The organism is Streptomyces pseudoechinosporeus (assembly GCF_054783935.1).
Map to the genome: position 1 here is coordinate 452,904 of NZ_BAAGPS010000005.1, position 19,035 is coordinate 471,938.

A 19,035-nucleotide genomic window follows, 5' to 3' on the forward strand; every position below is an offset into this window, starting at 1 on the left:
GTGAGCGAGTGTTCGCGCCGAAGCGTGCAGGCCGGATGCGAGTGCGCTACGTCTTCTCCCCACCGACGGCGTTTTGGGGCTGTCGAAGCATGTCGACGAGACGGAAGATCTCCATCGGCAGCGGGAAGATGAGTGTGGAGTTCCTCTCGGCGGAGATCTCGGCCATCGTGGACAGGATCCGCAGGTGAAGGGCCGCGGGATGGCCTTCGAGACGGTCCGCGGCGTCCGCCAGGGTCTCGGCCGCCTCGTACTCGCCCTTGGCGTGGATGACCTTGGCACGCCGGTCGCGTTCGGACTCGGCCTGGCGCGCCATGGCGCGCCGCATGGCCTCGGGCAGTTCGACGTCCTTGACCTCGACGAGGGTCACCTTGACGCCCCACGGGTTGGTGACGTCGTCGATGATGCGCTGCAGCCGCTGGTTGATCTCGTCCCGGTTGATCAGCAGTTCGTCGAGATCGATCTGCCCGAGGATGCTGCGCAGCGTCGTCTGGGCGATCTGCGAGGTGCCCTTGATGTGGTCCTCGATCGCCACGACCGAGCGGTTGGGGTCGACGACGTTGAAGTACGTCACGGCGTTGACCCGTACCGTCACGTTGTCCTTGGTGATGACGTCCTGCGGCGGGATGTCCATGGTCACGGTCCGCAAGGAGACGCGGACCATGCGGTCGACGACGGGGATGATGACGAACAGCCCCGGCCCTTTCGCGCCGATGATCCGTCCGAGACGGAAGATCACCCCGCGCTCGTACTCGGGCACGATCTTCACGGCGGCCATCAGCAGCAGAAGCAGCACGACCGCGCCGATGATGATGCCGACCAGTCCTGAGTTCATGGTCCGTCCTCCTGTTCGATGTGCGGGCCGTCGCGGGCCTCGGCGCTGTCGACGATCAGGTCCAGACCGTCGATGGCCACGACGCGGACGTGTTGTCCGGCGGTGACGGGCGCGGCACGGCCTCGGACGGTCCACCACGCGCCTTCGAGCAGTACCTGGCCGGTGTCGCCGTCGATTCGGCGTACGACGGCCTCGCGGCCCAGCAGACCTTCGTGTCCGGTGGTCGCCGGGGCTCGCCGGGCCCGCCAGGCCAGCCGTCCGGCGAGCAGGGAGCCGCCGCCGACGACCACGGAGGTCGGCCACAGCACGGCCGGGTCCACGCCCAGCTCCCCGCGGAAGAGCAGGATCCCGGAGAACACCAGGGCCACCGTCCCGCCCGCGGCGAAGACACCGACTCCGGGCGTGAGCACTTCCGCGGCGAACAGGGCAGCGGCCAGGATCAGCAGGAGCAGGCCGCCGACGTGGAAGGGCAGCACGCTGAGTGCGACGAATCCGAGCACGAGCAGGACGATCCCGATGGCCCCGGCGAATCCCATCCCCGGGCTCGCCAGCTCGTAGATCACTGCCAGAGTCCCGATCGAGAGGAAGAGGAACGCCAGCTCCGGGCTGGCCAGCAGTTGCCGGACCTCACCGAAGAAGCCGAGATCGTGCTCCACCGTCCGGGCACCCGCGGTGTGCAGAACGACCTCGTGCCCGCCACCCTCCGGACCCACGACGACCCGGCGGCCGTCCAACTCGGTCAGCAGGACCTCGCGTGACGGCGTCACGAGATCGACCACGTCGGTGCGCACGGCCTCCCGGTCGGAGACGGCCGCGCCGTCGCGCACCATGTCCCGCGCGAAGTCCGTGTTCCGGCCCCGTTGCTCGGCGATCGACACGGCGAACGCGACGGCGTCGTTGACGACCTTGTCGCTCGCCTCCTCGCCCTCACCGGTCACGGGTGTGCCCGCCCCGATGTGGGTGCCGGGCGCCATGGCCGCGATGTGCGCGGACATCGCGATGTACGCGCCCGCCGACGCCGCGCGAGCACCGGACGGGGCCACGTACGCGACGACCGGAACGTCCGACGCGAGAAAGTCCTGCACAATCTCCCGGGTGGACTGCAGCAGCCCGCCAGGGGTGTCCATCTCGATCAGATAGGCCGCGTGCCGCTCACGCTCAGCGAGGCGAAGCCCCTCCTTCAGGTGATCGGCGACAACGGGTGTGATGGTGCCGTCGACCCGAGTGACCAGCACACTCGGCGTCTGCGCCACGCTCGTGGCAGGCGCGGCAAGGAGACAAGCGAAGGCGACCACGAGGACCTGGACGAGCCTCCGGACCGGCGTCAGCGGCTGGCTTCGGGGCACGGCACGGTACCCCCTTGTTCCTCACGCGGTTCTCAGCTGGGAGTTTTACTCACGGATTACCCTCGTCCCCCGGCCGGATGCTTGCTTACTGTGCCCAAGTAAGGCCGTCTCGCACAGCCACTTTTTGCCGACCTGCGGCAAAATGGCCCCATGCCGAGGCGAAAGAACGGCCAGAACGCAGCTGCCAGCACAGCCGATGCCACGGTGTCGGCCGTCGCAGCTCCCGTGGGAAGCGAGCCCCCGGCTGCCAGTGCTCTGGACCCCTACCTGAAGCGGCTCGCCGGCATCTCCGCCAGTAGGGAGCGGCTGGGTGAGCACGAACTTGAGGGATTGCGGGGGGTGGCTGCTGCTGCGGCGGACCGCGGCACCGCCCTCACGGCTCTGGTCTCCGAGTACCTCGACTCTGCCTGCCGAGTGTGGGGGGACCTGCCCGAGACCCGCCGGGCGGAGGACCACGAGGGCGTGACAGTCGTGGTGTCCGCCCTCCTTCGGGCGGTCGCCGATGCGACGGTTGCGCTGACCGAGGGATACGAGACGGCCCACCGGGCAGCCATTCGCGGGGAGGAGGCGACGCGGCGGGAGTTCGTCGACGACCTCCTGGAGGGGCGCACCAGCCTCGGCCGGCTGGCCGAGCGCGCCGAACGATTCGAGTTCCGGCTGCTCGGCCCGCACACCGTCGCCGTCGCGCGGGCCGCGAGCGCCTTCGGCGCGGGCGATCCCGCCACTCGCTACGTCGAGGAGGCGCTGACCACCCGGTTCGCCGCGCGCGAGGTCCTGACCACCACCAAGGACGGCCTTGTGGTGTGTGTGTCCCGCGGCACGGGACCCGACGTTCCCGAAGCCTTCGCCACCGCCGTGGGCAACGCGGTCGGCGACCAGCACCAGATCGCCATCAGCCGGCCCCGGCGGGGCCCCGGTGGCATCGTCCGCTCCTACCAGGAAGCGCGCAGCACCCTCGATCTCGCCACCCAGCTCGGTCTGTCTGCCCCGCTCGTCCACGCCGCGGACGTCCTGGTCTTCCAAGTCCTCGGCCGGGACCGCGCAGCCATCACCGACCTGGTGGCCACCGTCCTCGGCGGGCTGGAACAAGCACGCGGCGGTCCGCAGCCGCTCCTGGACACCCTCACCGCCTACTTCGCCAGCGGCTGCCTGAACACCGCCACCGCCCGCCGCCTGGGGATGAGCGTGCGGACGGTCGCCTACCGGCTCAGCCGTATCCGGCAGCTCACCGGCCATGACCCCACCGACCCCGACCAGCGTTACATCCTGCAGACCGCCGCACTCGGCGCACGCCTGCTGGACTGGCCGTCGCAACCCCTCCAGCCCGCCGACTGACCTTGAACGGCCCGACGGGCGGCGTGGTGCAGGAGCAGGCAGACGGTCCCGCGCCCTGGTACCGCAACTTCTACCGCTACGGCATGGAAACGCCGTTCGGCTTCCGCAGTCCCCAGGGGATGACCTGCCTGCCGAACCGGGAGGCACCATGCGCGCCGCCGACTCTCTCGGCAACAGCGCCTCCGTCGCGCAGCTGCTCATCGCCTGGCAGCACACCGCCGAGGTCTACTCCGACCCCGAGCTGCTGGCCGCGCTGACCAGGGACCATGGCGAGGACTACGGCCCCGCTGCGGACCCGCGGGACATCGGATGACCGCCGGCCGCGGCGACCGCGCCGCATCACCGGCACCGGAAGACCACTGGGAGGTCCGCTTCGCGGACGCGGCCTCGGCCAAGGGCGGGGAGAGCCTCGTCCAGCAGGCCCGGGAGAGCACCTACCGCGCCGGGAAAGCCCGTTGCGTCGTGCCGAAGGCGCTACGAGAACCTTGCGACGGCCGACCCCATCGCTACCCTGCGGCACGCCCAGACGCAGGTGATGGACATCGTCACGGGTGCTCCTGGGCGGCCTTCGTGCTGCAGGGCCGGTCGACTGGATGAGTGGCCGGTCCCGGCGTCGCCTCAGGTGGTTGCGAGGATGTCGAAGACCGAGATCACCGTTGCGCCGGGTGCCAGGCCCTTGGGGGGATGCGGGCCGTACGCGAGCTTCGCGGGGATGACGGCGAGGATACGGCTACTGACCCGCTGGCCGACAAGGGCGCGGTCCCAGCCCGGGATGACGTTGCCCCGGCCGATCACAACCGGCAGCGGGCCGCCGTCCGCGTGGGAGCTGAGGAACAGGTGTGCCTCGTCCTCGCCGCGGGCGGGCTCCCAGGCAGCCGAGGAGTGCTGCAGGACCAGGTTCTGCCCGGTCTTCACCACCGGGCCGGTGCCGTCCACCAGGCGCTTGACGACGAGCCCCTTGGGGGCCGCCGGGTCGGGGACGGTCAGGGTGGCGGTGCCGTCGCCCTTGTTGATGCGCACCTCGGGCAGCGCGTCGGAGACCGAGTGCTGCTTGCCAGGGACGAGGGCGTGAGCACCGATCACCTTCAGGATGTCGACGGCGAACACGACGGTGTCCTTGCCGGTGACATGGAGCTGGGCGCTGCCGGTCGTCCCGTACGCGGCTGCTGGGGGTGCGACGACCAGAACCCGGCTCCCGGCACGCTGGCCCTGCACGGCCCGGTCCAGGGCGGGCAGCGTCGAGCCCTGCCCGACGGCGAACATCTGCGGCCGGGCCCCCTTGTCGTACGAGCCGGGCAGCGCCTTGCCGGTGCGCCACACCTTGGCGGTGTAGCGGACGACGACCACATCGCCGGTGCTCGCCGAACGTCCCCGCCCCTGTGTCTGCGGCGCGACGACGAACTTGCCGCTCGGCGCGGACTTCGGGACCGAGATCGTGGCCGGACGCCCGAACTGGCCCGAAACAGCGGGCAGTACGGCATCCGTGAGCACCACGGCGGGCACGGATGCCTTCGGGTGAACCGGCGCCGAGGGGACCGCAAGAGGCCGGTGCCAGCCGTCCGGCCGGGACTGGCGGGACGAGTCGTTGCTGCTGCACCCCACGAGCACGAGGGTAGGTGCTATCAACAGTGCTGCGAATCGACGCATTTCTTTCCCGAGGATCGGGTGGGTTCGACCACCGAGGATTTGGACCGGTCGCCCACTGTGGACTGTCTTCCGTTCAGTGCCAGACCCCTCAGGACCAGCCGTTCATCCGTTGTCTCTGTTCGCCGTGAGACTCAGGCATCGTTCGAGGGCGGTTCGCCCGGGGCGATTACTCCTTCGGCGCGGGATTTTCGCGCGAACTTCAGCTGGCCGGCCTTTCGAAGCTGAATCATTGCCGAAATCCATGCGACCGCAAGCAGAAAGGCCGCGGTTTCGATGAACTGATGTGCATAATCGCCGAATTCGACACGCAGCTCCACGTAGAAGCCGATGAAGAGGAAAGCCACAAAGGCTTGCAGAGCGGAAAACAAGATGAGCTTTGGCACGCTACCTCCTACAAGTCCCATGGTTCAGCGGGCCGTAACCTGTGGGGGCCCGGTTGCATCGGATGAGCTCCGGCCAGGCGACCAACCCGGTCGCTTGGCCGGAGCCATCTATTTCCTTTTCCTTACGTGCGTCAGGCTGCTAGCTGCGGGCAGCGCTCAACAACGCCGGTACCAGTGGTAGACCTTGGGATACCACCAGAGGCCACGGTATTTCCATGCCGAATACACGCCGAGGCACTTATGCCTCTTTACGGCCCTCTTCGCCATCCAGATGACCCACGTTGCGTAGCTGGCCAACAGGGCTGCCACTGCGGCCCCGTACGGGCCTCCAGCCCAGCTCAATGCGAAGCCGTAGACGACGCTCCAGAAGCCAGCCGCGTAGGGCCCTTCGTCCGCCAGCCAGTTGGTGGCCCACTTGTTGAAGTAGATCCGGACGGAGGCGCCCATGTGCCAGCCAGCCTGTCGGCACCAGCAGCTCTTCCAGAACCCCCACATGTGCCATTTGACCTTGCCGAAGTAGCGATACAGCGTTTTCCACTTGTGCCACTTGCCGTTGAGGTCCACCTTGTTCACCGGATCGGCGGCCGAATAGTCGTAGGCGTTGGCACTGCCCCCGGGGACCGGGTCGACCGAGAGGAAGCGGCCCAGGGTCGGGTCGTACAGCCGTACGCCCATGAGAATGGCTCCGGTGAGAGTGTCGCTGGAGCGCTGCTTTCCGCCGAGCCAGCCATAGCGGGTTGTCGGGCTGCCCGGTGCTGTGTTGCCGTACTCGTCCGCACGGAGCACGACCGGGTTCTGAGTGATGTCCACCGGCAGTTGGACGCTGACGTCTCCGTGGATGTTGGTCAGCTGGAGCACCGTGTCGCCGGTGGCGAATGTGGTGGCTTCCATGTTGCCCGTCAGACCTTGGACGTTACGGGCGATGACGCCGCCCAAGTCCTGAGCCATCCACGACGGGCTGTCACCGTCATCGCCGTAGTGGCTGGTCTGGCTCCAGGTGCCGCCGGTGTCCTGCGTCTCCGTCGTGGAGGTAGCGAGGCGCTGGGCGGCGTCCAGGTCCCAGGTCTGGCGCGTGGTGCCGATGGTCTGCCGGCGCACCAGGTCGTTGGCGTAGTAGTCGATAACGCCCGCCCTTGTCCTGAGAGGTGAGCAATCGTCTGCCCATTCCGGACTCCATGTCTCCCGATGAGAGTGGGGGGTGATCCGGAAGGTATCCAGCGAGAAAAGATCAAAAATGGCCGCAGATAGCCTCGTACGAGGCAAGCTGCACCAGCGATACCAATGCGATCTTCATCACAGTTTCGCGGTTCGGGAACCAAACCTATGCGCCTTGTCCTAGCCGCGTGCGGTCAACTCCTTTGGCTGATCAGCATTTTGGACCGTGCACGTGTGATCAGCACCGTGTGCCTTCCGGCCAGCCGTCAAGGAACACTCCCCGAGAGGCGTCATGGTGACCATCTCCGGGCGGGTCCACCGGTCTGGCACACACGCACCGTGCCCGGCCGCCGGACCGTCGCCGTCGGTGAACTGCGCACGCCGCGACCGGCTCCGCCCCCGCACACCCCGCACCCCGGGACCGCCCTCTGCGGTGGTCGACTTCAGCGACCGCCGCCAACGCGCCGCACACCCCGCCGCCCGACCCCCGGTCCAACTCCCCCAGACGGCCGGGATCTTGTTCTGTGAGGCGCTGGACGCGGCTCATTGCGGGTGAGTCGGCCCGGCAGCGCTCGAAGAAGAGCAGTTGTCCGCCGGAGTGCAGCACGCAGTGGAGTTCGGCCAGGGCAACGGGAACGATGCCCTCGACGTCCTCACGCAGCCGCCACCCGCCGGAGGGCTCCAGCGAGGCTGGGGGAGGGTCCGTACCATCTCGCGCCTTGATGTGTACGGACCCGCTCGTTGTGCGTTGCGGCAGGTGAAACGGCGTCTGGTCGGATGAAGGGCAGGCGGTTAGGGTGTCCGGAACGCGTCGACGTCCTGCCCAGGGGCGCCGTACGCGGGGTGTGCCGGGAAGTCTGGTCGGCGTCGAAGGGGCGTATGCCCTCATGCCGGTGCCCCGGAGGTCTTCCTGATGGCTGCTGCCCCGCGCGAGCGTTCCACCTTCCTCGGCCTGCTGCCGTGCCCGGAGCGGACAGCGGTGGCCCAGGCCCTACGGACGGAAACAGTCGGCGGGCTGGTCCTTCTCGCAGCGGCCGTGGTGGCGCTGGTGTGGGCGAACACCCCGTGGAGCGGCACCTACGAGGAGATCCGCGACTTCCACTTCGGCATCCCCGCGCTCGGCCTCGACCTGTCGGTGGAGCACTGGACCGCCGACGGACTGTTGGCCATCTTCTTCCTGGTCGCAGGCATCGAGCTGAAACGCGAGCTCGTCGTGGGTTCGCTGCGTACTCCGGCCACGGCCGCACTGCCGGTCGTCGCCGCGCTGTGCGGCATGGCCGTGCCGGCCGCCGTCTACGCTGCCACCGCCACCGTCGGCGGGGGCAGTCTGGAGGGCTGGGCCGTGCCCATGGCCACCGACATCGCCTTCGCCCTCGCCGTCCTCGCCGTTATCAGCACCCACCTGCCCTCCGCGCTCCGCGCCTTCCTGCTCACCCTCGCCATCGTCGACGACCTCGGCGCGATCCTCGTCATCGCGATCTTCTTCACCAGTGATCTGAACTTCGCCGCCCTCGGCGGAGCCGTCGGCGGGCTGGTCGTCTTCTACGTACTCCAGCGGTACCGCGTGCGCGGCTGGTGGTGGTACGTACCGCTCGGCATCACCATCTGGGCCCTGATGTACAACGGAGGCGTCCACGCCACCGTCGCCGGGGTGGCCATGGGCCTGCTCCTGCGCACGACCCGTGACGAGGACGAGGACGCCTCACCCGCCGAGCGGACCTCACATCTGCTGCACCCGGTCTCGGCAGGAGTGGCAGTACCGCTCTTCGCTCTCTTTGCCGCAGGCGTCGGAATCTCCGTCTCATCGCTGGCCGAGGTGTTCACCCAGCCGGAACCGCTCGGCGTGGTGCTGGGCCTGGTCGTCGGCAAGACCGTGGGAATCTTCGCGGGCACCTACCTCGCCGCGCGCTTCACCCGGGCACGCCTCAACCCCGACCTGGCCTGGGCAGATGTGTTCGCCCTGGCGGTGCTGGCAGGGATCGGCTTCACCGTGGCCCTACTGATCGGGGAACTCGCCTTCCCCGACCCGACCGATGCCCAGTACATCAAGGCCGCTGTGCTGCTGGGCTCGCTGATCGCCGCGGCCGTGGCGACGCTGCTGATCAAGCGCCGCAATGGGATCTACCGCCGTCTGTGGGAGGAGGAGACGCGGGATGAGGACGCCGACGGCATCCCCGACATCTATCAGCAGACCAGCCCCGGACGCGGCAGCGTCACGGGCGACAGCTGAGGAGGACGGTCATGCGCGCACGGGATCTCGCTGAGTGGGCACCGCGCCGTCTGTATCCGCCGCCTGTGGTGAGGCCGGAGGCGCGCCCGATGGAGGTCGCGGCACTGATGGCCGGCACCCACAGCCCCCTGGTCGCCGTCGTGGAACGTGACGGCACGCAGGTGACACTGCTCGGTACGGTCACCGCCGCCCGCCTCGTGCACCACTTCATCGAGGCCCCGTGAACGGCGACGGGGCTTTGCTGCCGGTGGTCATCGTGGTCGCCGCGCTGGTGATCAGGACCGCGATCGGTGAGATACGCCGGCCAGGCACCGTACGGGAGCAGTGGACGTTGGCGACGAGCGGCCGCGCCGTGGCTGCCGGGGTGGTGACGGCCGTGGCCATCGCCGTGACGGGCTGGCAAGAGGCCGGACCGGCGGCATTGGCGTGGGCGGTGCTGGCCGGTGCGCTCGTTGCCCTGCTCATGGGCCGGCCACCGAACAGGCCCTGACGCACCTCACCCTCCGCTGTGACCGCCACCGCGGAGGCATCCGCGAGGAGCTCGGCGTACCCGTCCAGGAATGCCGGAATCCGGCAGTGTCCGGGAGGCCAGAGTGCGTGCGAAGGGTCTGTCAGTGCCGCGTAAGGAACGTGTAGGGTTCCCCGCGGTGTGCCGGGAAGCCTGGTCGGCGATCTGGCGAGAACTCTCTTCAGTCTCTTTGCCGATCGGGGGTCGTGGTCATGGTGCTCGTCGTTGTTTTCGGGGTGGCGCTGCTCGTCGCGGTGCTGCTGTCGGGCCTCGCGGCACGGACCGTGTTGTCGACGTCGTTGCTCTTCCTGGTCGGTGGCGCGCTCGTCAGTGACGGGTTCCTCGGGCTGATCCACATCACGCCGGACAGCGAGATCGTGTCGGTGACGGCCGACTTGGCGCTGTTCGCGGTGCTGTTCACCGACGGCATGCACGTCTCCTTCCCGAAGTTGCGGGAGAACTGGCGGAACCCGGCCCGCGCCCTCGGGCTCGGCATGCCGCTGGCGTTCGTCGGCATGGCGCTGATCACGCACTTCCTGGTGGGCCTGGACTGGACGACGTCCTTCCTGGTCGGTGCCGTTCTGGCCCCGACCGACCCGGTGTTCGCCTCGGCGATCGTGGGCCGCAAGGAAGTCCCGGCGAAACTGCGGCAGTTGCTGAACGTGGAGAGCGGGATCAACGACGGGCTCGCCCTGCCGGTCGTCCTCATCTTCATCGCCGCGGCCGGGCCCACAGCCGGGCACGCCGAGGCGTCACTCGGGAAGATCGCGCTGGAGCTGGTCCTCGGCCTGGCCTTCGGCGTCGTACTGCCGCTGGCCGTGATCGGCCTCGTACGCTTCCGGCTGCTGGGCGCCGAGCCCAAGCTGCAACCGCTGCTGCCGCTGGCGATCGGCGTGATCCTGTACGCCACGTGCCACCTCACCCATGCCAACCCCTACCTCGCGGCGTTCTCCGCGGGCGCTGTCCTCACCGCCCGCTCCCCCGAGGCGAAGACCGCGTTCGAGCCGCTCGGCGAGGCACTGGCCGAGCTGGCGAAGTTCGCGGCGCTGCTGGTGTTCGGCGCGCTGCTCACCCCGCAGCTCTTCGGGGACCTGTCGGTGGGCGGTTACGTCGCGGTCGTCCTGGCCATCGTGTTGATCCGGCCGGCCTCACTGCTGCTGTCGCTGGTCGGGACCCGGTTCACCCGGCAGGAGAAGCTGGTGGCCGCCTGGTTCGGGCCGAAGGGCTTCGCTTCCGTGGTGTACGGGCTGCTGGTGCTGCAGGCAGGAATCCCGCAGGGCGAGGAGGCGTTCACGCTCATCGCCGTGTGCATCGCCTTCTCGATCATCGCGCACAGCTCCACCGACGTACCGATCGCCCGCCTGTTCCACGTCGAGGAGCTGGCCGGTGTGCCCGGTGCCCGCCAGGACGCGGACACCGCCCTCACCAAGAAGGAGTCCGGCCATGTCGGCGCGTGAACTTGCCGAGCCCTACCCGTTCGTGTCCACCGTTCTTCGCGCTCACTCGTGGCGGCGTCAGGATGACCAGGAGCAGCACGGCGAGTGCGGCCCACAGCACGGCGCGCGTCGCGGTGAGCCCCACGAGCCCCCAGTCGAGCAGCACCAGCATCCCGAAGAGCAGCACTCCGGAGAACACCGCGCTGCGCAACTCCCGCGCCCAGTAACGGTCATGAACCACTCCGACGGCAGCCACACGGTGAGTACCGCCTACTGGGCCACTCTTCTTGCTGCGCCCTTCCATGCGAGCCACAGTAGGCACGCCAACGGATCATGTCTCTGTCCGTGACAAAGCCGGCCCAGGGGCCGGGCGTATCGCATGGCGGGCCCCGGGGTTGGCCATGAGGTGGCGAGGGTCGGCGGCGCGTGTGATGGCGGACTCGACGGCGGCGACTCGGTCGGCGAGGAGACCGAGGGCGGCAACTGCCCTGGTGAGGGGATCGCTCTCCGGGCCGCCGAGGGCCTGCGTACGGACGTACGTGGCCTTCAACTCGGCCCAGCGCACCGTCTGTTCGGCGGTCAGCGTGCCGCGGAGCTCGGCCAGCTTCAGCAGATTCGCCTCGGCTCCGGTGGTGAGGGTCTGGGCCTCGGCCGTGTAGTGGTCGTCCAGGACGGCGGCCAGCTCCGCGTCGTTCATGACGGGCTGGATGCGCTGGGCGATCTTGTTCATGTTGCGGTAGGAGCCCTGGAGTTGGAAGGGCGGCTCGGTGCGCGTGCTGTCGGTCTGCGCGGCGGAGGCGATGTAGGCCGCGTTCACCGCGAGGACCGTCTCGCGCGCGGTGAGCAGGTGGCGCAGGACGGCGAGGATCTGCTCCAGTTCGGCGGGGGCGTACGGGTGGGTGAGCTGGTCGGCGCGGGCTGTGGAGTCGCCCTCGGCCAGCCGGATCAGCAGGTCGAGGTCGGTGCGGTCGCGGCCCGCGAGGGGCGCCAGGACCGGGTTCGCGGTCAGGGCGTTCTCGATGAAGCTGACCGCGAAGGCGTCCTCCTTGCCGGTCAGGACGTCACCGAGGTTCCATACGTCGGCACGGTTGGCCAGCATGTCCGGGACGCGGAAGCGGCTGCCCGACTCGGTGTAGGGGTTGCCCGCCATGCAGACCGCGAAGCGCTTGCCGCGCAGGTCGTAGGTGCGGGGCTCGCCGTTCCACACGCCCTCGATACGGCGCGTGGCGTCGCACAGCGGGATGAACTTCTGCAGCAGCTCGGGCGAGGTGTGCTGGATGTCGTCGAGGTACAGGAGCGTGTTGTTGCCCGCCTCCAGCGCGAAGTTGATCTTCTCGATCTCCTGGCGGGCGGTGACGTTCGGGGCCTCGGCCGGGTCGAGCGAGGTGACCGCGTGCCCGAGGGCCGGGCCGTTGACCTTGACCAGGACGAGACCGAGGCGGTCGGCGACGTACTCCATGAGCGTCGTCTTGCCGTAGCCGGGCGGCGAGATGAGCAGCAGCAGGCCGCCGCTGTCGGTCCGCTTGCCGTCGCCGGTCGTGCCGAGCTGCTTGGCGAGGTTGTCGCCGATGAGCGGGAGGTAGACCTCGTCGATGAGGCGGTTGCGTACGAACGCGGTCATTACTCGTGGGCGGTATTCGTCCAGTCGGATACGGGACCGCTCGGCGGCGACCAAGGCGGTGCGCTGCCGCTGGTAGGCGCGGTGGCCGGGTACGTCACGGGTGCGGAAGTCGCCGGTGCGCGCGAGGAGTTCGTCGATGCGGACCGTGAGCGTACGGCCGGTGATGCGCGGGTGGGCGCCCAGCAGTCCCCCGACCGACTCGGTCAGCGACGCGGCCGATTCGTAGCGCGCCAGGTCCGGGCAGAGTTCGGCGGCCACGGCCTCGGCGAGGTCGCCGGAGTCGAGGTCCGTGCCGGTGGCGGAGGTGTACGCGGACAGCCATGCCTCCACCAGCTGGCGGCGTACGGTGAGGTCGTCGAGTGCGGCGAGGTCCTCGTCGTACGCCGAAGTGCCCACCGTGCGGCGGAACTTGTCGAGCAGTGTGCGCGCGGCCGAGCTGATGACGAACCCGTCGGGGCCGCTGGTCAGCTCTTCGAAGAGGTACGCGGCGGCGAGCGCCCGGTCGGCGTGCCCGACCGGCGTCCCACCGGCCGTGGCGGGTCCGGTCTGCGCGCTCCCCACCGTGGGAGGACCGGCTGCCGCGCCGATTTCGGCGCTCGGCCCGCTCCGCGTCGCCGCCGCGGCGGCCACGGAGCCCGCCATCGCGGCGCCCGTCCCGGCCCACGCGTCGATCGCCTCCGCCAGCTCCCTCTCGAAGTCGGCGATCGCGGGTGCGAGTCCGAACGTGTCGCGGGCGCGGGCCAGTGACACCGCCCGCCGCGCCCAGCTCTCGCGGGCCTCGGCTGTGGTGCCGTGGGCCCAGAAGAGCTGGGCGGCGGCGCGGGCGGCGGGCCGGTGCCGCAGCGGGCCCGCTGCCTCGTGCAGTCGCAGCAGCGCGGCGAGGATCGCGGTCGCGTCGTGGTCGTGGACGCCGCGCTCGTAGCCCTCGTCGTACGACGCCTCCGCGGCCTGCCGTACGAGGGCGGCGAGGTCGTCGGCCTCGGCCAGCGCGGCCGGGCCGTGCTCGTCCAGCAGCCGGGCGGCGAGGTGTTCGGCCCGGTAGACCTCGGGGGACTCCGAGGGCAGCGGCCGGTCCCAGTACGGGCGGGTGGCCGCGAACTCCGGGTCCGTCACCGGCGAGCGGTAGTCCGTGCCGGTTAGCGCGAAGGCGAGACCGTCTCCGTGCGGGACCAGCGTGAGGTCGAGCGGCTGGGTGTTGACGGCGAAGCGGTGACGGCCCAGGCGGAGGGTGCGGCCGCCGTCCGCGTACAGGTCGGTGCGGTCGCGCAGGGCGCGGGACGCCTCCTGACGGGCGGCCTTCAGCCGGCCGTCCAGCTCCTCCGCGCGCACCTGGTCGCCCAGTTCGCGCAGCTCGTCGGCCGTACGCCGGACCTTGGCGACCATCGGGTCGGAGGCGAAGTACGTGCTGACCGCATCGGTGTCGGCGAGCGTGGCGGCGCGGCGTGCCACGGTCTCCAGGACCCGGGACGCCGAGGCGACGAGCTGTTCGGCCCGGCGGGCGCGGGCGTCGGCGAGGGTCTGCTTGCGTGCGGAGAACGCCTCGTAGGCCTCGGTGCGCTTGTCCGCCAGCTCGCCGAGGAAGTCGTCGAAGTCGGCGAAACGGGCTTCCAGGTTCTCCAACTGGACCAGCAGACGCGCGAGTTGCTCGTCGCAGGACTCCACGCTGTCGGCGGCCGTGAGCGCGCCGGCGGCGGACTGGCCGAGGAGCGCGAACTCGGCGGCGAACTCTGCACGCCCCTCGTGGTCGAGGAGTTCGCGGCGGCGGGCGTCGAGCGTGGCGCGGGCACGGTTGACGCCGCCCAGGACCTCGGCGATGCGCTCCAGGATGGACGTACGGACCGTGGCGTCGCCGATGTCGAGTCCGGCGACGACCTCGGTGACGGTCTGCAGCCCGTCGGTCAGTTCGTCGAGGCGGGCCGTGACGGGCGCGGCCTCGGCGACGGTGGCGAGCGACTCGGCGTCCGCGACGAACTGCTCGATGTCCTGGTGGTGGCCGGTGAAGGCGTCCTCGCGGGCCAGGAAGGCGACGGCACGCTGCCCGAAGGTGGCCAGGTCCGCCTCGGCGTCGGCGGCGAGTTCGTCGATACGGGCGGTGTCCGCGTACCGCATCTCCTTCAGGGTCAGCAGATGCCCCTGGGCGTGGCGCAGTTCGGTCAGGCCGCTCACCCAGGCGGCGGCGTCCCGTGGTGCCTCGCCCCGCAGGCGCCGTACGAGCGAGGCGAGGCGTGTGGCTGCCTCCCCCAGCGCGTCGGCGGCCTGCCGGGTCAGCTCCTGGACGGTCTCGAACTCGGCCAGCACCTGCTCGGCGGTGACCCGTACTTGCTCCAACGGAGCGCGCAGATCGCCCAGTTCGGGGTCGCCCAGCCAGTGGTACGAGTCCGCCGCCCGGACGCACGCGGCGGCCAGCGCCGCGTACACCTCGGTCGTCGGGGTCGTCTCGGTGACGGCGCGCGTGACGGACAGGCAGTCGGAAATGCCGCGTACGAGGTCGGCGTTGCCGATGCGGGCCAGCGGTCCGGTGCCGGTGGGGGCGGTGGCGGCGTGCGTGTCGGAGACGTACGGGGAGCGCCACAGCTGGATGGGGTGCACGCGGGCCGGCTCGTCGCTGTCGGCGCGCAGGACCATGAGCGTGCCGTCGTCGAACAGTGCCCAGCCGTGGCAGGACAGCGAGGTGGCGACCTCCTTGCGGATCATGTTGTACGGCAGGAGCAGGCTGCGGCCCTCCACGCGCGCGTGGAACGCGAACAGCACGTCCTCGCCGTTGGGAGAGCGGACCACGCGCTCGAACTCCAGGTCTGCGGTGTCCGTGCCGTCGAAGGTCTTGTACGCCCCGGTGGCCAGGCAGTATCCGCCCGGGAAGACGATGCCCTGGTCCTCGGGCAGCCGGCGGCAGGCCTGCCCGATGCCGTCGAGGCGTACGACGGCCTTGGTGAGGGTGTTGAACACCAGGTACCGGTGGGACTGCTCCTTGTAGGGGCAGATTCGCAGCAGGATCAGGGCGCCCACGCGCGCGTGGGCGATGTCCGCGTCGGCCAGCGACTGCAGCGGCTCGTCGACCGGTTCGACGTAAATCCCCTCCCCGGTCTCGGTGTTGTCCTCGACCTTGACGGTGAGGGTGCCGCCGACCGTCTCGACGAAGACCTCGCCCTGGACGGACACGTGTGGATGGCGGCCCAGGACGTGGTCCTCGCGGGTCGCCCCGGTCCACTCGAAGTCGTGGGAGGGCGGGAAGACGTGGTCGCGCTCGCCGCGTGCGTCGAGGAAGGTCGCCCGGCCGTCGTCGGACAGCGCCCAGCGCAGGACGCGGATGTCCTCGGCCTTCTCCCCGGTCTGGAACACCGCCAGCAACTTGCCGTCGGTTCGGCGCAGTTGGAGGAGGTGGGCCTGACGGTAGTAGCGGTAGAGGGCCGCGAACTCCCGTACGAACGCGGGGTCGTCGAGGAGACCTGGGACGGCGTCCTCGGGCAGCCGGTTCAGGTCGTGGTCGTGCAGCGCGAAGACGTCAGCCACCGTCGTCTCCGGCTTGAGGCCGAGGAACACGTTGTAGCCGAACAGCAGGTGGTCGCCGACGGCGACGATGTCGCGCGGAACGCAGTTGTGCTCGGTGCGGATGCGCTCGGTGCCGGTGAGTTCGAGCCGCGTCGAGCCGAACTCCTCGGTGCGGCGGGCGTTGAGCGCCTCGGCGCGCCGGGCGAGCTCGGTGGCCTGCGCGGCGAGGCGGTCGCGCAGCACTTCGTACGTGCCGGTGTCGAGCGTGTCGTACGTACCGGTGTCCGGGCCGGTTGCCATGGTCCAGCTTCCCTTCGAGGAGCGGGGTCCGGAGCTGCCGTCCCCTGTGCGGCAGCTCCGGACCCGTGGGGCGGGTGATCAGGCCTTGACGCCGCCGTTCAGCTCGGCGAGCGGCAGGTCGGCCAGGCCCAGTTCGCCCGCCCGGTCCATGAGTTGCTCCAGTCGGCCGGCGTTGGCTCCGCCCGTGTTCATCAGCTTCATCAGGAGCGCGGAGACGGTCAGGTTCTGCACGTCGGCCGTGGAGACCGAGCCGAGGACGCGGCTCAGGTCGTCGGTGAAGCTCGACGTTCCGTCCAGCCAGGGCCCCGCGAGGGCCTGCGCGGTCTCGGAGTGCTGTACGAATCCGTCGACGCTCTTGCCGAGCGCGATCGAGGAGACGAGGCGGTCGAAGAAGACGGACTCCCCGCCGACGATGTTGATGTCGGCGTTCTCCAGGCCGGTCGCCAGCACCGTGGCCTGTGCCTCGGCGACCTGCCGCTGCACGTCCAGGCCGGCCAGCCGGATGTCCTTCTCGGCCTCCAGACGCAGCCGGTACTCCTCGTGGCCACGGGAGGCGTCGTCGAGGGCGGCCATCGCGGCGGCCTTCTCGGTCAGACCGGCCGCCTCGGCCTTCAGCCTGCCGCCGATCGCCTCGGCCTCGGCGAGAGCCTTCGCCCGTGCACCCTCGGCCTCCGCCTTGAGGCGTGCCTCGGTGGCCTCCGCCTCCGCGAGGCCGGCCTTCTCGATGACCTCGGCCTCCTTGTCGCGGACCTGGACGGCCGCGAGTCCTTCGGCCGCCGCCTCGGCCTGGATGCCCTCGGCGAGCCTCAGCTTGGCCCGCGCGTCCAGGTCGGCGGCCTTCAACCCCGCTTCCGCCAGCGTGAGTTGCTCAGCCGCCCGGTGCGTGGCCGCCTGCTCGGCCGCCTCCGCCGCCTTGATGTCCTTGACCAGCTTCTCCTGCGCCTGAGCCTCGGCGGCGATGATCACGGCCTGCCGTCCGCGCTCGGCCTCCTCCACGGCGCGCAGCTTCTTGATGGACTCCTCCTGCTCGGCGACCGTACGGTCCACCGCGACCCGCTCCCGGATGACCTCGGCGATCTCCCGCTTCTCCGCCTCGACCTCCTTCTCGGCGGAGATCCGCGTCAGCTCGGTCTCCCGCTCCCGCGCGATGACCTCGAGGAGACGGTCCTTCTCGATGCGCTCGTTCTCGATGGCGATGACCCGCTCGCGGTTCTTCTGCGCGACGGCCACCTCGCGGGCCTGGTTCTCCCGCTGGATGCCGAGCTGCTCCTCGGTCTTGAGGAACGCGCCCTGCGACCGCAGCCGCTCCTCCTCCATCACCCGCGCCGTCTCGGCCTCCTCGCGGGCCCGTACGGTGTCGATCTCCCGCTTCTGCTTGATCTCGGCGTCGGCCTGGCGGCGCTCCAGTTCGAGGATGGCCTCCCGGGCGTCGACGTTCTGCCGGGTGATCTCCTTCTCCTCGGTGCGCTGGAACTCGTTGGTGCGTACGTGCTCGATGGCCGTCAGCTCGGTGATCTTTCGGATGCCCTGCGCGTCCAGGACGTTGGCCGGGTCGAGCTGGGAGAGCGGCGTCTGCTCCAGGTAGTCGATCGCCGCGTCCTCCAGGCTGTAGCCGTTGAGGTCGATACCGATGATCTCGATGATGCGGAAGCGCAGCTCCTCGCGCTTGGTGTAGAGGTCGGTGAAGTCCATCTGCTTGCCGACCGTCTTCAGCGCCTCGGAGAACTTCGCGTTGAACAGTTCCTGCAGCGTGTCCTTGTCACTGGCACGGGCCGTGCCGATCGCCTGGGCGACCCTGATGACGTCCTCGGCGGTCTTGTTGACCCGTACGAAGAACGAGATCCGGATGTCGGCGCGGATGTTGTCCCGGCAGATCAGCCCGTCCCGGCCGGCACGGGTGATGTCGATGGTCTTCACCGAGATGTCCATGACCTCGGCCTTGTGCAGCACGGGCAGGACGACCTGCCCGGTGAAGGTCACATCGACCTTCCGCATCTTCGAGACGATCAGCGCCTTGCCCTGCTCCACCTTGCGGAACAGCCGGGAGAAGACGAACAGCAGGGCAAGCGTGGCGAGCAGGACAGCGGCGACGAGCACGCCGATGCCCACGGTGGTGGCATCCATGGCATACGTCCTTGAGGCGTAAGGGAGTTGATTGATGAGGGAGGAAGGCGCCGGGGCGTATCCGGGTGGCGGCGCGGCTCAGGCAGCGCGATCCCGCGGACCGAGCGCGTCGGCGCGATCTCGAGAGTGGAGTACGGCCGCATGCGGCATGGGGCCGACGGGATCCTCGACGTCGTGGGCGGCAGACGGCGAAGTCGTGCCGTCGCCGATGCGGGCCTCGGTGTGCCGGGGCGGCTCGGGTTCGTCGGGGAAGAGGCGGTGCAGCGGCCGTACGAACAGGCAGGTCAGCCGCCAGGCGGCGAGCAGCACCCCGATCGGCACCACCAGGTGCAGCAACCCGCCGAGGATTCCCGAGGGCACGAACGCGTCCAGCAGGATCGCCGCCCCCAGGGCGAGGATCCAGGCGGCCACCGTCAGCAGCGAGAACGCGACCGCAACCGGCACCCCGCCCATGCCCCAGGCGTCGAGGTCGGTATCCGCGTCGAAGCTGTCGGAGCCGGCCGCGCCGAAGGCGACGAGAACCCAGAATCCGACGACCACGACGAGGGCCGCGGTGAACAGGAGGGTGGGAAAGCCGGTAGCCGCTTCAAGAAAGGCCCGCATGTCCACCCCCGCTCATCACGTCATCG

At 69.8% G+C, this 19,035-nt stretch carries 15 protein-coding genes; 6 read left to right on the forward strand and 9 right to left on the reverse strand.

Features of this window, described 5'->3' with window-relative positions; translation table 11 throughout:
* Positions 1-46: 46 nt before the first annotated feature.
* Positions 47-832, reverse strand: coding sequence for a slipin family protein (locus ACYVO6_RS08845; RefSeq protein ID WP_461059008.1), 786 nt, complete (start codon positions 830-832; stop codon positions 47-49).
* The gene (locus tag ACYVO6_RS08850) at positions 829-2,178 is read right to left on the reverse strand and encodes an NfeD family protein (RefSeq protein ID WP_461059010.1); all 1,350 of its coding nucleotides are present in this window, start codon (positions 2,176-2,178) and stop codon (positions 829-831) included. Before ACYVO6_RS08850 ends, ACYVO6_RS08845 begins: the two co-directional genes overlap by 4 nt.
* Positions 2,179-2,328: 150 nt before the next feature.
* Here ACYVO6_RS08850 and ACYVO6_RS08855 point away from each other — a divergent pair, with 150 nt between their 5' ends.
* Both ACYVO6_RS08855 and ACYVO6_RS08860 read left to right on the forward strand, forming a co-directional pair.
* Complete coding sequence (locus tag ACYVO6_RS08855) at positions 2,329-3,513, forward strand: PucR family transcriptional regulator (protein WP_461059012.1); 1,185 nt, start codon at positions 2,329-2,331, stop codon at positions 3,511-3,513.
* Positions 3,514-3,661: 148 nt separating this feature from the next.
* Complete coding sequence (locus tag ACYVO6_RS08860) at positions 3,662-3,826, forward strand: hypothetical protein (RefSeq protein ID WP_461059375.1); 165 nt, start codon at positions 3,662-3,664, stop codon at positions 3,824-3,826.
* A 305-nt stretch (positions 3,827-4,131) separates the two neighbouring features.
* Here the strand turns inward: ACYVO6_RS08860 and ACYVO6_RS08865 are convergent, their stop codons facing one another.
* The 3 genes from ACYVO6_RS08865 to ACYVO6_RS08875 form a co-directional block, all read right to left on the reverse strand.
* The gene (locus tag ACYVO6_RS08865; RefSeq protein ID WP_461059014.1) at positions 4,132-5,115 is read right to left on the reverse strand and encodes an FKBP-type peptidyl-prolyl cis-trans isomerase; all 984 of its coding nucleotides are present in this window, start codon (positions 5,113-5,115) and stop codon (positions 4,132-4,134) included.
* 176 nt (positions 5,116-5,291) lie between these two features.
* A complete protein-coding gene (locus ACYVO6_RS08870; RefSeq protein ID WP_461059016.1) occupies positions 5,292-5,543 on the reverse strand; it encodes a hypothetical protein in 252 nt (83 codons plus the stop codon).
* A 156-nt stretch (positions 5,544-5,699) separates the two neighbouring features.
* Entirely contained in the window at positions 5,700-6,641 is a 942-nt protein-coding gene (locus ACYVO6_RS08875) for an RHS repeat-associated core domain-containing protein (protein ID WP_461059018.1), read from the reverse strand.
* 970 nt (positions 6,642-7,611) lie between these two features.
* Here ACYVO6_RS08875 and nhaA point away from each other — a divergent pair.
* From nhaA to ACYVO6_RS08895, 4 genes are all read left to right on the forward strand, one after another.
* Complete coding sequence (gene nhaA, locus ACYVO6_RS08880; RefSeq protein WP_461059020.1) at positions 7,612-8,928, forward strand: Na+/H+ antiporter NhaA; 1,317 nt, start codon at positions 7,612-7,614, stop codon at positions 8,926-8,928.
* Positions 8,929-8,939: 11 nt separating this feature from the next.
* Positions 8,940-9,152, forward strand: coding sequence for a CBS domain-containing protein (locus tag ACYVO6_RS08885; RefSeq protein ID WP_461059022.1), 213 nt, complete (start codon positions 8,940-8,942; stop codon positions 9,150-9,152).
* Complete coding sequence (locus ACYVO6_RS08890) at positions 9,149-9,418, forward strand: hypothetical protein (protein ID WP_461059024.1); 270 nt, start codon at positions 9,149-9,151, stop codon at positions 9,416-9,418. The genes ACYVO6_RS08885 and ACYVO6_RS08890 overlap by 4 nt, the downstream gene beginning before the upstream one ends.
* 230 nt (positions 9,419-9,648) lie before the next feature.
* On the forward strand, positions 9,649-10,893 hold the full coding sequence (locus tag ACYVO6_RS08895) for a cation:proton antiporter (RefSeq protein ID WP_461059026.1): 1,245 nt from the start codon (positions 9,649-9,651) through the stop codon (positions 10,891-10,893).
* Here the strand turns inward: ACYVO6_RS08895 and ACYVO6_RS08900 are convergent.
* The 4 genes from ACYVO6_RS08900 to ACYVO6_RS08915 all read right to left on the reverse strand — a co-directional run bounded on the left by ACYVO6_RS08900 (position 10,859) and on the right by ACYVO6_RS08915 (position 19,009).
* Entirely contained in the window at positions 10,859-11,128 is a 270-nt protein-coding gene (locus tag ACYVO6_RS08900) for a hypothetical protein (protein WP_461059028.1), read from the reverse strand. The genes ACYVO6_RS08895 and ACYVO6_RS08900 overlap by 35 nt on opposite strands.
* Before the next feature lie 75 nt (positions 11,129-11,203).
* A complete protein-coding gene (locus tag ACYVO6_RS08905; RefSeq protein ID WP_461059030.1) occupies positions 11,204-16,282 on the reverse strand; it encodes a DNA repair ATPase in 5,079 nt (1,692 codons plus the stop codon).
* 78 nt (positions 16,283-16,360) lie between these two features.
* Entirely contained in the window at positions 16,361-18,406 is a 2,046-nt protein-coding gene (locus ACYVO6_RS08910; RefSeq protein ID WP_461059032.1) for a flotillin family protein, read from the reverse strand.
* A 78-nt stretch (positions 18,407-18,484) separates the two neighbouring features.
* The gene (locus ACYVO6_RS08915; RefSeq protein WP_461059034.1) at positions 18,485-19,009 is read right to left on the reverse strand and encodes a hypothetical protein; all 525 of its coding nucleotides are present in this window, start codon (positions 19,007-19,009) and stop codon (positions 18,485-18,487) included.
* Positions 19,010-19,035 lie beyond the last annotated feature (26 nt).